General features: G+C 56.4%; 11 protein-coding genes. 3 read left to right on the top strand and 8 right to left on the bottom strand.

Translation table 11 applies throughout. The annotated features are described in order from the left end of the window. The 3 genes from CDI07_RS03705 to CDI07_RS03695 all read right to left on the bottom strand — a co-directional run bounded on the left by CDI07_RS03705 (position 1) and on the right by CDI07_RS03695 (position 2,375). Positions 1–909: an inorganic phosphate transporter gene (locus CDI07_RS03705; RefSeq protein WP_088180323.1), complete on the bottom strand. Its 909-nt coding sequence runs from the start codon at positions 907–909 to the stop codon at positions 1–3. Between the two features lie 92 nt (positions 910–1,001). After that, complete coding sequence (locus tag CDI07_RS03700) at positions 1,002–2,051, bottom strand: glycosyltransferase family 2 protein (protein ID WP_088180322.1); 1,050 nt, start codon at positions 2,049–2,051, stop codon at positions 1,002–1,004. A gap of 24 nt (positions 2,052–2,075) precedes the next feature. Next, positions 2,076–2,375 (bottom strand): hypothetical protein, encoded by a 300-nt coding sequence (locus CDI07_RS03695; protein ID WP_088180321.1) that lies wholly within the window; start codon positions 2,373–2,375, stop codon positions 2,076–2,078. A gap of 90 nt (positions 2,376–2,465) precedes the next feature. On the opposite strand from CDI07_RS03695, the gene CDI07_RS03690 reads away from it, so the two are divergent. Next, complete coding sequence (locus CDI07_RS03690; RefSeq protein ID WP_088180320.1) at positions 2,466–5,066, top strand: ATP-dependent helicase; 2,601 nt, start codon at positions 2,466–2,468, stop codon at positions 5,064–5,066. Here CDI07_RS03690 and CDI07_RS03685 read toward each other — a convergent pair. Then, on the bottom strand, positions 5,058–5,762 hold the full coding sequence (locus CDI07_RS03685) for an ATPase domain-containing protein (RefSeq protein WP_088180319.1): 705 nt from the start codon (positions 5,760–5,762) through the stop codon (positions 5,058–5,060). The genes CDI07_RS03690 and CDI07_RS03685 overlap by 9 nt on opposite strands. Before the next feature lie 84 nt (positions 5,763–5,846). Beyond that, the gene (locus CDI07_RS03680) at positions 5,847–7,691 is read right to left on the bottom strand and encodes a prolyl oligopeptidase family serine peptidase (RefSeq protein WP_088180318.1); all 1,845 of its coding nucleotides are present in this window, start codon (positions 7,689–7,691) and stop codon (positions 5,847–5,849) included. Between the two features lie 92 nt (positions 7,692–7,783). Between CDI07_RS03680 and CDI07_RS03675 the strand changes: the two genes are divergently transcribed. After that, a complete protein-coding gene (locus CDI07_RS03675) occupies positions 7,784–9,703 on the top strand; it encodes a GNAT family N-acetyltransferase (RefSeq protein WP_088180317.1) in 1,920 nt (639 codons plus the stop codon). On the opposite strand, the gene CDI07_RS03670 is transcribed toward CDI07_RS03675, so the two are convergent. From CDI07_RS03670 to CDI07_RS03660, 3 genes are read right to left on the bottom strand one after another with little or no spacing between them, the layout of a single operon-like run. Continuing rightward, a complete protein-coding gene (locus CDI07_RS03670; RefSeq protein WP_088180316.1) occupies positions 9,669–10,415 on the bottom strand; it encodes a heparan-alpha-glucosaminide N-acetyltransferase in 747 nt (248 codons plus the stop codon). The genes CDI07_RS03675 and CDI07_RS03670 overlap by 35 nt on opposite strands. A 38-nt stretch (positions 10,416–10,453) precedes the next feature. After that, positions 10,454–11,056 carry a CPBP family archaeomyxosortase MrtA gene (mrtA, locus tag CDI07_RS03665; protein WP_088180315.1) on the bottom strand — a complete coding sequence of 201 codons (603 nt, stop codon included), beginning with the start codon at positions 11,054–11,056 and terminating at the stop codon, positions 10,454–10,456. A 33-nt stretch (positions 11,057–11,089) separates the two neighbouring features. Next, positions 11,090–12,142 carry a peptidylprolyl isomerase gene (locus CDI07_RS03660; protein WP_394335165.1) on the bottom strand — a complete coding sequence of 351 codons (1,053 nt, stop codon included), beginning with the start codon at positions 12,140–12,142 and terminating at the stop codon, positions 11,090–11,092. A 178-nt stretch (positions 12,143–12,320) separates the two neighbouring features. Here CDI07_RS03660 and cysS point away from each other — a divergent pair, with 178 nt between their 5' ends. Further along, positions 12,321–13,751 carry a cysteine--tRNA ligase gene (gene cysS, locus CDI07_RS03655; protein ID WP_088180313.1) on the top strand — a complete coding sequence of 477 codons (1,431 nt, stop codon included), beginning with the start codon at positions 12,321–12,323 and terminating at the stop codon, positions 13,749–13,751. Positions 13,752–13,768: the final 17 nt, after the last annotated feature.

Below are 13,768 nucleotides of genomic sequence, written 5' to 3'. Positions count from 1 at the left end.
CTAAGCCAGAAACGTTATGAGAACGTAGGATATCGCACCCGCGAAAACCGGCGCGATTACCCAGCCCTTCACGATTCCCACGAGGAGTTTGAGGTTCACGCGCTCGCCCTTGTAAAGGCCCAGGCCGCTTATGGCCCCGACTATGGCCTGACCCGAACTGACGGGAAGGCCTATCAGGTTGGCCGAGCTGACGGCTAGAGATGCCCCGAACTGGCTCGAAAAGGCCGAGGTTGGCCCGAGGGGTGAGATGTCCCTCCCGACCGTCATCATCACGTCGTAGCTGAAGGTCAGCGCTCCCATGGTTAGGGTAAGCGCCAGGAGGAGCTTAAACGGGCCGTCTATTCCGAGGCCTTCCATCAGCCCGGCCACGTTCGAAAGCTCGTTGGCGCCGAGGTTGAAGGCCGAAAAGGCCGCCGCGGTGAAGACGAGCCACTTCTGGGTCAGCTCGAGGTTCCGCAGACACTTTATCCTTCTCAGCAGGGGCTTGTAGAGCCTGTAGACAGCCACCGCGAAGAGAGCGGCGACGATCGGTGAGAGAACCCACGCCGATGCTATCCTGCCGACCGTTCCCCAGTCAACCGGCAGTCCGAGGGCGAGGGAAGCCCCGACGAGACCACCTATTATGGACTGGGTCGTTGAGATTGGCCTTCCCCAGAGGCTCGCAAGGGTTACTGCAGAGGCCGCGCTGAAGAGGACGAGTCCGACCTCACCCGAGGACATACCTTTGGCGAGCCCGGAGACCGTTCCGGAAACGCCGGAACCTCCAAGGAAGACCCCTAGAGTGGTGAATATCCCTATGATGAGCACGGCTCTCTTGAAGCCCAGTACGCCTGAACCAACGGCCGTTCCAACTGCCTTTGCACTGTCGTTTGCACCTATCGCCCACGCCATGAAGAGCGCCGTTATCATCGTCATCACTATAGTCTATTTGTTGCCCCATAATCTATATAGTCTATGTAGTACGGAAGTGAGCACTTAAAAGGGTTTCGCCCGGTATCCCATCATACCCTCCGGAGGAGCACCGAGAGATAGCCGTAGACGTGAAGAGTAAGGTAAAAGGCCGCCCAGAACCAGACTATAATCGGAAACAGGAGCGCGTTTATCAGCCTTCCGCCCTCGAAGAGGGTCGGTAAAAGCATCGTGAAGGTCTCGAAGAACCACCAGAGGGCGAAAAGCTCGAACCGGCCGGTGAGAAGGAGAAGCGGAGGAACAATCACATCGAAAAACGCCACAGCATCGGAGAGGAGCAGAAAGGCCAAATCCTTCGTGAAGCCTCCCCCGAGGTTTTTCAAATCCCCCAAAAACCAGCGCTTCCTCTGGCGCCAGAGGACGGCAAGGCTCTTGGGCATCTTCGTCCATACCCTCGCGCGGGGAGCGTAGACAACCTTCCCAAACTCCTTCACGGCCTTCGTCGTGGCATAATCCTCGACGATATCCTCGACGAAGCCGCCGATTCTCTCAAGGGCCTCCCTGCGGAAGGCAGCTATCGGGCCGGGGGCGAGGCTCAGGTCGTCCAGCTCCTTGGCCCTGCGGAACATCGCTATCCGGAGATGCTCCGCGTCCTGCGCCATCTCAAGGAAAGAACCTCCAGAGACGCGAACCTGGCCGCCGACTCCGAGGACTTCATCCGAGTAGAAGCGTCTCACAAGCTCCCCAACGGCATCAGGTTCAAGATAACTGTCGGCGTCGGTTGTGACTACAACCTCGCCGGAAGCCTTCGAGAGGCCGAAGTTCAAAGCCCTCGCCTTTCCACCGTGCTCCACCCTGTAAACCTTCAACCTGGCGTTTTTGACAGATGAAGCGGCCTCGAAGGTGCCATCCTCGCTCCCATCATCGACAACTATGACCTCAAAGTCGGGGTAATCCTGGGCAAGGGCAGATTCGATGGCGTTAAGAACCCTCCTCCCCTCGTTGTAGGCGGGGATTATTATGGAGACCCTGGGCTTCCATTCCTGAATTCTGTAATTCTTGAAAAGGCTAATTATGTAATTGAAGAAAAAGTAGCCGTCCCAGAGGAAGATGACGACGAGACCGAGGAGGAGCGGGTTCATGTTGGGAATTCCGGTGGGGAGCTTTTAATCTTTATCCGGGAGTTCTAAGGAGAGGGATTTCCCAATCCTGTACCTCACCACGTACCTCCCGTGCTCGAACTCGTCTTCCTCGGCCTCCAAAACATCCACGGGCTCGATTTCCAGGCCGAAGTCCAGGGCCTCCCACTTGATGTCATCGAAGTAGTCGTAGAGCCCGCACGTGGCGCAGAAGGAGCCGGAGAACTCGATGATGACCTCATCTCCTTCAACTCGAAGTATTTTCGCTTGAGCCTCGCTTCCGTGGAGCCTGTTGAACTCCTCTATGACACGCCTCAGGGATTCCATGTTCCCACCGATTTTAGTTCTCAATTGGCACTTAAAAAGTTTGTTAAGATAACCGAATAGCTTAAAAATCGAAAACCGAACCAACCTTCGATGAGCGGGGAAAGGATACGCTACGCCGAGAGGGAATACACCGATGAGAAGATATTCGAGATACTCAGCGAGCCAGTTAGGGAGTGGTTTAGGCGGAAGTTTGGAACCTTCACCCCTCCTCAGCGCTACGCGGTTATTGAAATCCACAAGGGCGAGAACGTGCTCATCTCGTCTCCAACCGGTTCGGGGAAGACGCTCTCGGCCTTTCTCGCGGCCATAAACGAGCTGATACTTTTGGCCAAGGCCGGGAAGCTTGAGGATAAAATCTACGTGCTCTACGTCTCCCCGCTGAGGGCGCTCAACAACGACATCAAGAGGAACCTTGAGGGTCCCCTGGCCGAGATAAAGGAGGTGGCAAAGGAGCTCGGCTATGAGATTCCGGACATAAGGGTGGGCATAAGGACGAGCGACACATCGAGTTACGAGAAGAGCAAGATGGTGAAGAGACCGCCACATATACTCATAACAACCCCCGAGAGCCTCGCCATAGCCCTAAACGCCCCGAAGTTCCGCGAGAGGCTCAAGACGGTCAAATACCTTATCATAGACGAGGTTCACGCGTTGGCGGAAAATAAGAGGGGAACCCACCTCGCGCTAAGCGTCGAGAGGCTCGCCAGTTGGTCGGAGAACGAGTTCGTGAGGATAGGCCTGAGCGCGACGATACACCCCCTTGAAGAGGTCGCGAAGTTCGTCTTCGGTTTTGACGACGATGGGAAGCCGAGGCCGGGCCTGATAGTTGACGTCAGCTTCGCCAAGGAGACGAAGATATGGGTCGAGAGCGTGGTTGACGACCTCGTTTACACGGACGCCGGGACGCTCAGCAATGCCCTGTACAGCCGCTTAGCGGAGCTCATCAGGGAGCACAGGACAACACTCATCTTCACGAACACGAGAAGCGGCGCTGAGAGGGTCGCCTACAATCTGAAAAAGCGCTATCCGGAGTTTGAGGGGTTGATCGAGGCACACCACTCAAGCCTTTCGAGGGAGGTTCGGTTGGACGTTGAGGAGAAGCTCAAGAGGGGGGAGCTTAAGGCGGTTGTGACTAGTACATCCCTAGAGCTTGGAATTGACATCGGTACAATCGACCTTGTAATCCTTATCGGTTCGCCAAAGAGCGTCAACAGGGCTCTGCAGCGTATAGGGCGTGCTGGCCACAGGCTTCATGACATCAGCAAAGGAGTGATTTTAGCTCTCGACCGCGACGACCTGGTCGAGGTTACCGTCTTGGCACACAACGCGAGGAACAGAAGGCTCGACCGGATAAGGATTCCCAAGAACCCCCTCGATGTCCTCGTCCAGCATCTCCTCGGAATGGCTCTCAATCAGGTGTGGAACGTTGAAGACGCGTACAGGCTTGTGAGGCGCGCTTATCCGTACAGGGACCTGCCCTTTGAAGACTTCATGAGCGTTCTCCGCTATCTCGCCGGGGAGTACGCTGGCTTGGAGGAGAGGAAGGTTTACGCCAAGATATGGCTTGAAGATGGCCGCTTCGGAAGGCGCGGCAAGATGACGAGGGCCATCTACTACATGAACACCGGTACGATACCGGACGAGGCAAAGATCAGGGTTTACACCATGGACAAGCAGATGATCGGAACGGTTGAGGAAGAGTTTGCCGAAAGGCTGATGCCCGGCGACATCTTCGTCCTGGCGGGCAGAACCTATGAATTCATAAAGAGCAGGGGCAACAAAATTTACGTGATTCCCCGCGAGGGGGCGAAGCCGACCATTCCGGCATGGTTCTCGGAGATGCTCCCGCTCAGCTTCGACCTTGCCCTCGACGTGCAGCGCTTTAGGAAAGAGGTTGCCGGCCTTGTAGGCAACCGCCGCGCCAAGAGCCTGCTCATGAGGAAGTACAGTATAGACGAGAGGGCCGCTAAGGCGATTTTGACTTATTTCCGCGAGCAGGCGAAGTATTCAACGGTCCCGGACGACGAGACGGTTCTCGTCGAGGAAGTCCTCGGGGAGAAGCGCAACCGCTACTTCTTCCACACACTCATCGGGAGGCGCGCAAACGACGCTTTAAGTAGGGCCTTCGCCTACCTCGTGAGCAAGTGGAAGAACTGCAACGTTGGGATAGCGATAAACGACAACGGCTTCGCCCTGCTCCTCCCGCCCGAGAAGAGGTTGAGCGAAGAGGAGATAAAACAGCTTTTCGAGCTTGAAGACCTCCGTGAGACTCTCAAGAGGGCACTCGACAACACGGAGCTCCTCAAGAGGCGCTTCAGACATGTGGCAAACCGAGGTCTCCTGATACTGCGGAGGTACATCGGAAGGAGCAAGCGCCTCGGCAGACAGCAGGTTATGGCCGTTGCACTGCTCAAAGTGCTCAAGGAGAACCACCCGAACTTTCCGCTGCTCAAGGAGGTCTACCGCGAGATAATGGAGGACAAGATGGATGTTGAAGCTGCCGAACTCTTCCTCAGCTGGGTCCGGGAGGGAAGGATAAGGGTGGTGGTCGAGCACAACGAACTCCCAAGTCCGTTCGCCTTCAACCTTGAGGTGATAGGCTCAAGCGACGTGGTCCTCATGGAGGACAGAAGGGAGATGATAAAGCAGCTCCACAGAAAGATAATGGCGATGATAGAGGCATCAGGGTAGTGAAATGACGCGGTCGTGGTGGACGACTATTCCCCTGTCGGTTATCTCGTAGGGGCGCATGCTGGAATCGAAGCCGCTTCCTCTGAACTTCAGTATCTTCAGTCCGCGGTAGAGCGTCCCCTGAATGTCAAACATCCTCAGCTCTATCAGCCCGCTGACGAGGTACTCCTCGATGTCGGTCTTCTGGAGCTCGGACGTCATCAGAACGGTGGCCCTCATGCGCATCATTGATTTTATGAACCCCAGGAACGCCTTTCGGTACTCCATCTCGTCGGAGGCGGTGAGCTTCAGCATGGTCACGGGGTCGAGCACGACCCTGGTGTAGTGCCTCTCCCTTATCTGCTCCCTTATCGCGTTTGTCATCTTCTCCAGACTGCCTGCGAACGACTCGAAGAAGTCCTCCACGAGGACGTACCTCTCCGAGGTCGGGGTTGCATCTATCAGAGTGAATCGGCTGTCGTTGATTCTAAAGCCCATCTTAGCCATGTCCGCCCTAAGGTTCTCGGCTGGCTCTTCGAGCGTCACGTAGAGAACGTTCTCACCGTTGGCGATTCCCGCCATTGCGAAGTGCATTGCGAGCGTTGTTTTACCCGTACCGGGAGCACCTTTGACGAGGTACGTCCTTCCGGGTATTAAACCGCCCCTGAGCATGACATCGAGTCCTGGGATACCCGTTGATATCCTTTTGCCGTACATGATTCCGCCCCTAGTTTATTACTCTCATTCCTAGATATAAGAACTTTTCGAGCTTCACGGAACAAAATGGAAATGGTTGAGATATCAAACCGTCCTGATGACGAAGGCCACGAGATCGGTCAGCTCCCTCGCCCTCGTTTCGGGTGAGGCGCCCATGTGGCCGCTCTTGGTCTCGACGCGGAGGTAGACGGGAGCGCCTACCTCTTTCATCATCATGAAGAACTTGAGCGCGTGCGCAGGGTGAACGCGGTCGTCGTGGAGACCGGTATAGATGAGCGTCGGCGGATACTTGGCGGGCTTCACGTTGTGGTACGGGCTGTACTTCAGCAGGAACTCCCTGTCCTTCGGGTCGTCAGGGTTTCCGTATTCGGGAACCCACACGCTGCCAATGTAGAGCCTGTGGAACCGAAGCATGTCGATGACGGGGTAGCCTATCAGCGCAGCGTCCATGACGTCCGGCCTCTGGGTGAGCGTTGCCGAGACCAAAAGTCCGCCGTTGCTCCTGCCCCACGCGGCAACCCTATAACCTTCGGCCTTGAGCTTGCCGAGAACCGCTATGAAGTCATCGAAGACGTTCTGCTTGTTCTCCCTCATTCCGGCGCGATGCCACTCCTCACCGTACTCGGAACCTCCGCGGAGATTGGCCATCGCAAACGTTCCGCCGCGCTTTATGAAGGGTATCGCCTGTGGGAAGAACCTCGGGGTTAGGGCTATGTTGAAACCGCCGTAGCCGAAGACCCACGCCTTCTTCTCGTCCCTCTCGCCCTTCACAAGGAAGTAGTGAACCCTCGTCCCGTCCTTCGAGACCGCGAAGTCCTCATCGACCCTGAAGTCCCCTTCAACCTCCTGCCCCTCTACGAGTTTAAGCTTCCCATCGAACTCGTAGAGCCTGTACGGAACCGTGAAGCTCTCGTATCTTATGAGCGCCTTCTTTCCATCGGTATCGAGGGGATGGGCGCTTCCCGGAAGGTCGAACTTCACTTCATCCAGCTTTTCACCGTCCAAAGAATAGATCTCAAGGCGGTAGCTCGCGTGGACGAGCCTGCCGGCGAGTATTTTCCCGTCCACGATGATTGCCCATTCTAGAGGGAATTCGCCTTCAGGAATAATCTCGGCAACTTCGCCGTCTCGGACTGCCACGACCTTTCCGAGGCCTTTCCCTTCCCTCGTGAGGACGTAGAGCTTTCCGTCGATTACATCGATCGGCTCGGCGGGCACCTCCGCTGAATATGCCTTCTCCCACCTCTCCGGCTCCGCTACCGGTCCGACGTATATCTCCGCCCTGTTCCAGCCGAAGGTCACCGTTACCATCGCCGTCTCCCCGTCGGTGCTCTTCCTCAGCGAGATGAAGTAGCCGGAGCCAAGGCCCTCGCCGAAAACCATCCTCTCCCCACTGCCGTCCTTCCAGAAGAGCCTCACCGCTGGAGCCTTAACCCCGTCGGGCGTTTCACCATGCCTGTAGAAGCGGGAGAAGTAGTAACCGTCCTCAAGGAAGGTTACGTTCCAGACCGAGGGCTTCATCTCGTCGATGAGCTTTCCGGTTTTGAGGTCTATGGTTCGGGTTATCCCCTCGTCGGCGCCGCCTATCGAGAAGCTGTAGGCTAGGAACCTTCCCTTCCCGTCGGCGGTGAAGCCTTGGAGCAGAACCTCGTCGTTGAACTCCTCCTCAAGGGCTTTGGAGTCAACTATGACATCGCCACCGAGCCATCCGATAAGCTGTCTCTCCTTCTCCTTGTACATCGCTATGATGCCCTTCTCGGTGAGCTTCGCACCGTAGAGCGTCGACATCGAATAGTACTCCCAGACCTCTGAAAACAGTTCGTCGCTCAGCTCCCCAATGAACTCCCTAAAGCGCTCGTTCTCCTCCTCGACGAGCCTGAGAACCCGCTCATCTTCGAGGTTTTCCATCCAGGCGTAGGGGTCTTTCATGAAAATCACCATCTTAACGTTGAAGTTTAGAAATAAAAAGGTTGTGAGGTAATGTTATAACCTTTCGCGACGAATTCATGGGGGTGGTTCTCATGATGATACGCGGGAAGGTTGTCGGGAGCGAAATCCCGCGCTTCAAACACCGCTGGTTTGGAATCCTTGAGGTCGAGAGCAGTGGGGAGAGGCTCAGGCTCTACATGACCGGCACCGTGGCCCAGTGGTTTTTGACGGGCGACGAGGTGGAGATAGAGGTTCTCAACGAGCCGAAGGAGAGAAACGGGATCAAAGTCCTTGACTTCGATGATTACCGGCTCTGGAAGTTCTACGGTGGGGATAAAATTCCGGTCTGGCCCCTCTGGGAGAGGGAGCTTGAGGCAAAGCGCTACTCACCGCTCACCGGAGAGCTCCTCTACACCTACAGGCTCAGGGCGAGAGAAGCTAAATATGAGAGCGATTTTGAAGCCATAGCGGAGCTTGAGCAATACCACTACGCCAGCCAGAAGGAGAAGGTCGCCCTATGGCGCTGCGAGAACGGACACATCTTCGAGGCGAACACGAGGGAAGCCTGCCCCGTCTGCGGAAGCGAGGAAGTGCACATACTTGAGATAAAGGGCTCGACGCCCGCTTCGAGGTTCCTCATAATCGAACTGGTGGAGAGGGAGGAGTACGAGCCGAGAATCCTGAGCTACGTCCGCATTGATCCCCCTATACCCCTCATGCACCGCAGACTGCCCAACGGCGATGTCGAGAGAAACATCCGCGAAAAGGTATTTCCAGAGGACTGGTTCCATCCGGCCTTCTGGCCCGAGAAGATCATGGAGGAGCTCTACGACGAGCTCAAACGGAAATACAAGAGGAGAATCGCCCGCTCGTACCTCTGGGAAGAGGCCAAGTGGAGGGCTTTAGCAGAGACCAACACCGCTGGGGCGAGGATTGCTAGGGTTGTCGTTCACCCCGACTACCGCTCCGACGGCCTCGGTCAGCTGAGCGTTAAATCCGCCCTTGAGTGGGTCGCCGAGAGAAGAATCCCCGAGATGAGGAAGAGAAAGCACCTCGTCGAGACCATAGCCCAGATGGCCCGCTACAACCCCTTCTTCGAGAAGGTCGGCTTCAAGTTCCTCTGGGAGACCGCCAGTGGAAGGCCGGTTCTCTTCTATCCGCTGACAGAGGAGGCGAAGGAGTATATCGAGAGGTTTCTGAGGGAGGACCCCCACGCGCCGGAGGGCGGGAGGCTGTGGAAGCCCAGCTACGGGAAGGTTGAGCCTCTGAGCGGGCCGATAAGGTTCATCAACGTGAGCAAGGTCTTCGAGAGCGAGCTCGACATTAAAGGATTGCCGGAGGAGATTCAGGAACTTCTAATGGCCTTTGGCGTGAGACACCGCGTCATTCAGAGACCCGTCCTGAGGAACCTCAACTTCGAGGTAGAGCCCGGGGAGCTGATAGCGGTCGTAGGTGCGAGCGGGGCAGGAAAGACGACTCTCCTGAGGCTGATCCTTGGAGCCGCCAACGGGTGGTGGGAGGAGAGGTTCAGGCCCACCGGTGGGGAGATAGAGGTTCCGGAGAACGTAAAGGTCTCGGTCCTGATACCCGGCGAGTTCGAGCCTAACTTCGGCTCCGAGAGCATACTGGAGCACGTTTACCGGAAGATCAGGGACATAAACGCCGCGGTGGAGATACTCAACAGGGCAGGGCTAAGTGATGCTGTGCTGTATCGGGCCAAGTTCTCTGAGCTGAGCACCGGACAGAAGGAGAGGGCAAAGATAGCCTCGCTTTTGGCCGAGAAGCCCAACCTCCTCCTGATGGACGAGTTCGCGGCCCACCTAGATACGCTCACTGCAATGAGGGTGGCCAAGAAGGTTGCGGAGATAATAAGGGAAGCGGGCATAACTGCTCTCATAATCACTCACAGGCCGGAAGTTCTAAGAGCGTTGGACCCGGACAAGGTGCTCTTCGTCGGCTACGGGACGGCGAGGATATCTAAACCGGAAGACCGGGAAGAGGACCGTAAATGAGCCTCAGCAGGGCCACGAGGATCGGCTGGTGAATCACGTAAATCAGGAGAGTGTGCCTTCCGGCGAAGGCAACGAAGTGAACCAGCGGATTCGATGGAAGGGCTATCTCCTTTTTTCTCCTCCCGTCCGGATAGAAAACGCTCCCGGCAGTCATCCCGAGGAGGAAGACCCCGAACCAGGGGAATATCGGGAAGTAATCGGGGGCGAAGTAGTTCTCCGGCATGATTCCAATCGGCAGAAGCCAGAGGCCATCGTGGAAGTTTCTAAGGACGAGGTATCCGAGGATAAAGAACGCCGCCCAGAGAGCGTTAAGACGCCCGAACCTGTGGAAAAACATTCCGAGAAGGGTGGCGACCGCGAGGAGATGGAGGATTCCAAAATGTATGGTTATCCCCAGTGAATACGTGGTGGCAGTAATCAGCAGCCCAAGGCCGAAGAGCTTGAAAAAGCGCCTGAGGTACTTCCCGTACGGTCTCGGAGTTTTCTCCAGCGTTCTGGAGTAGCTTATCCACATGGAGAGGCCCGAGGCGAAGACGAATACCGTGGCGGTGGTGACGGCAAACGCCATCCAGAAAGTCCTGTGGGAGGAGTATCCAAGGAACAGCCACAGGTCCGTGACGAAGTTGGAGACCACCATCATCGTTATTCCGATGCCACGGAGCAGGTCTATCTCCCAGTAGCGGCGGTCGGTGTACACCTCGGAGCCGAACATAGGATGGGTTTCTACCTCCTACTAAATAGGGCTTTCGCTCAGAGGAGAACGCAGAGCAGGTCGAAGAGAACCGACCCGAACCAATGGAGCAGAAAACTGGGGATGAAGCTCTCGCTCTTGAGGTCGAGCTTGGCGAAGATTATCCCCGCCACGAACGAGTATGGAACCTCTATTCCCGGCTTACCGATGTGCACGAGCGTGTAGGGGATGTCCTGTGCTAGTATGCCAAGCCATTCGTTCTTCCTGGCCAGCGGAAAGAGAATAATCCCGCGGTAGAACGCCTCGTGGGAGAACATTATCACCCCAACGGCCAGCTCCTTGAGGAAGAAATCGCCCCAGCCGGAGTACTCGAATATCGGGTAGTATTCCTTCATAGAGGGTACGTTTGCGCCGTAGAGGCTCAGGGGAATCGTCAGCAGAAACAGTATCAGCGCCCATTTGTAGCCATCTTTCTTTCCAATCTGCACTCCCAGTTCAGCGGGCTTAAATCCAAAGAGCCTCGCGAGGAGCAGGGGCGCGGCGAAGTAGAAGATGAAGTTGTAGCCTGCCCACCGGAAAATTCCGCCCCCACTGTAGCGGACGATGAGGATGAAGGGCATCAATGCAACATACAGAACCCAGGGGTTCCTCTTGAGCCTCATGGAGAAAAGTTGGGGGAGGAGAATAAAAGCCTTTCACTCCTCCTTCTTCTCACCGGCTTCCTCGGCCGCCTTGGCCTTCTTCTTGCTGGTGGTTTTCTTGGTCGTCGTTCTCCTGGTCTTCCTGCCCTTGGTGCTCTTCCTGGTGGTCTTCCTCTTGGGCTTCTTCTCCTTCTCAGCCTCTCCTGCCTCCTTGGTCTCCTTCGGTTCTTCGGTCTTCTCCTCGGTGACTTCTTCCGGCTTCTCCTCGACCTTCTCGGCCTCGGGCTCTTCTTTGACCTCTTCAGGCTTCTCCTCTGCCTCTTCCTTCTCCTCAGCCTTCTCCACGAGGGGCTCGCTGACCTCTTCCTCGAGCTCCACGACCTCCTTCTCCTCCTCGGGCGGCTTGAGGAGCTCGTCGACAGAGGGCTTGAAGGTAACCTCCTCGTAGCCTATGAACTTGAGGTCGCTCTCGAGGAGTATCTCGCCGAGGACGAGGGTGTTCTTGTCGACCTCGTTGAGGAGCTGGCCGAAGTCAACGGTAACGTCCTTCTCGCCGACCTCAATGATGACCTTCTCGGTGTCGACCATCGGCATGCGGAGCTCTATGAGGGCCTTGACCTTCTCAATCGGGTCTTCGATCTTCTCAACTATCTCGACCTCGTAGACGAGGTGCTTGCCCGCGTAGGGGTGGTTGAAGTCAACCCTTACTCTACCTCCGCTGACGGTCATGACCTTGCCCTTGAGCTTCCTTCCACTCTCGGTCTCTATCTCAACCGGCATTCCAGGGAACGGGTAGATGCCCTGCCTCCTGAACTGTCCGAGGGTGAAGGTCTTTATGAGCTTGGGGTCGCGCTTTCCGAAGCCCTTCTCGGGCGGGACTATTATCTCGTACTTCTCCCCGACCTCGAGCCCCTCGAGCTGCTCGTCGAGGCCTCCGAGGACGTGGCCCGCTCCAACGGCTATCGGAACCGGACCGTAGATTCCCTTCTCCGAGTATATGCCCGCTTCCTTGGCGACATCCTCAAAGGTGGTGTCGAATATCTCACCGGTCTCCTTGACCTTTCCGGTGTAGTGGAGCCTTATGACGTCTCCCTTCTGAACCTTCATCATCGTAACCTCCTTTCACTGCTCTAACCCCGATTGAAGGGGTCGGTTTTTAAGCTTTTGCCGAGGCACGGGGGCGGCAAAGGGTTCGGAAACAATCGAAAGCCATGCCCAAATCTGCCCAGAGCGAAGGCGATAACCTAATAAAAGGGCTTTGCAAAGTTCCCCCGGTGGTGAGAAGATGGCCATAAGAGTGTACAACACCCTGACGAAGCAGAAGGAGGAGTTCAAGCCCATTAGAGAAGGCGAGGTCAGGATGTACGTCTGTGGGCCGACGGTTTACGATTACACTCATCTCGGTCACGCCAGGACATACATAGCCTTCGACGTTATCCGGAGATACCTGGAGCACCGCGGTTACACGGTTCTCCTGGTGATGAACTTCACGGACATAGACGACAAGATAATCCGGAGAGCCAACGAGACCGGTGAGGACCCGAAGGAGCTGGCCGAGAGGTTCCTCCGCTACTTCCTCGAAGACATGAAAGCTCTCAAGGTCAAGCCGGCCGACATCTATCCCCGCGTTACCGAGCACATCGAGGACATCATAGACTTCGTGAAGAAACTGGAGGAGAAGGGTTACGCCTACGAGGGAAGCGACGGCGTTTACTTCGAAGTCCAGAGGTTTAAGGACTACGGAAAGCTGAGCGGGATAAAGCTCGAGGAACTCAGGAAAGGCGCTCGCGTCGAGCCCGGCGAGGGCAAGAAGAACCCGGAAGACTTCGCCCTCTGGAAGAAGGCCAAGCCAGGAGAGCCGAAATGGGAAAGCCCGTGGGGCGAGGGAAGACCGGGCTGGCACATAGAGTGCTCCACGATGAGCACCAAGTACCTCGGCGAGAGCTTCGACATCCACGGGGGCGGCAACGACCTAATATTCCCGCACCACGAGAACGAGATAGCCCAGACGGAGGCATGCACTGGACAGCAGTGGGTTCGCTACTGGCTCCACACCGGCTTCCTGATGGTGAACGGCGAGAAGATGAGCAAGAGCCTCGGCAACTTCGTGACGATAAGGGAGATGCTCGAACGCTACGACCCGGAGGTTATCAGGCTCTTCGTCCTCCAGAGGCACTACCGTTCACCGCTCGACTACACGGAGGAGGGCATGGAGCACGCCAAGAACAACCTCGAGAGGCTCTACAACACCCTCGAGAACATCCGCGTGGCCATGGAGAGGGCGGAGATTTCCTTCAAGTGGGGTCAGGAGGAGTTCGAGACCTACGAGGCGATAAGGAACGCGAGGGAGAAGTTCTACGAGGCGATGGACGACGACTTCAATACCGCTGAAGCCATGAAGGCAGTCTTCGAGGCCAGCAACGCCGTCAACAGGTATCTGACGAAGGTTGAGAAGCCGAAGGAGAGCATCCTCCGCAAGGCGATGGAGTTCTTCAGAATAGTCAGCGAGGTCTTCGGCATCTTCGAGGACTACTTCAGGGAGCAGAGGGCCGGCGAGGAGAAGGCGCTCATTCAGCTGCTGATAGACGTCCGCGCCCAGCTCAGAAAGGAGCGCAACTTTGCCCTGGCCGACAAGATAAGGGCCGAGCTCAGGGAGATGGGCATCCAGCTTGAGGACACGCCCCAGGGAACGATATGGAAGCGGGCCAGGCTCTGATTTTCCCACCCTCTTTT

Source organism: Thermococcus sp. 5-4, from assembly GCF_002197185.1.
GTDB lineage: Archaea > Methanobacteriota_B > Thermococci > Thermococcales > Thermococcaceae > Thermococcus > Thermococcus radiotolerans.
This window is presented reverse-complemented; position numbering and strand designations above follow the sequence as displayed.

Excerpts from the sequence above, each read along its gene's own strand:
- CDI07_RS03705 (WP_088180323.1), bottom strand. The coding sequence starts at position 909 with ATGATAACGGCGCTCTTCATGGCGTGGGCGATAGGTGCAAACGACAGT.
- CDI07_RS03700 (WP_088180322.1), bottom strand. The coding sequence starts at position 2,051 with ATGAACCCGCTCCTCCTCGGTCTCGTCGTCATCTTCCTCTGGGACGGC.
- CDI07_RS03695 (WP_088180321.1), bottom strand. The coding sequence starts at position 2,375 with ATGGAATCCCTGAGGCGTGTCATAGAGGAGTTCAACAGGCTCCACGGA.
- CDI07_RS03690 (WP_088180320.1), top strand. The coding sequence starts at position 2,466 with ATGAGCGGGGAAAGGATACGCTACGCCGAGAGGGAATACACCGATGAG.
- CDI07_RS03685 (WP_088180319.1), bottom strand. The coding sequence starts at position 5,762 with ATGTACGGCAAAAGGATATCAACGGGTATCCCAGGACTCGATGTCATG.
- CDI07_RS03680 (WP_088180318.1), bottom strand. The coding sequence starts at position 7,691 with ATGAAAGACCCCTACGCCTGGATGGAAAACCTCGAAGATGAGCGGGTT.
- CDI07_RS03675 (WP_088180317.1), top strand. The coding sequence starts at position 7,784 with ATGATGATACGCGGGAAGGTTGTCGGGAGCGAAATCCCGCGCTTCAAA.
- CDI07_RS03670 (WP_088180316.1), bottom strand. The coding sequence starts at position 10,415 with ATGTTCGGCTCCGAGGTGTACACCGACCGCCGCTACTGGGAGATAGAC.
- mrtA (WP_088180315.1), bottom strand. The coding sequence starts at position 11,056 with ATGAGGCTCAAGAGGAACCCCTGGGTTCTGTATGTTGCATTGATGCCC.
- CDI07_RS03660 (WP_394335165.1), bottom strand. The coding sequence starts at position 12,142 with ATGAAGGTTCAGAAGGGAGACGTCATAAGGCTCCACTACACCGGAAAG.
- cysS (WP_088180313.1), top strand. The coding sequence starts at position 12,321 with ATGGCCATAAGAGTGTACAACACCCTGACGAAGCAGAAGGAGGAGTTC.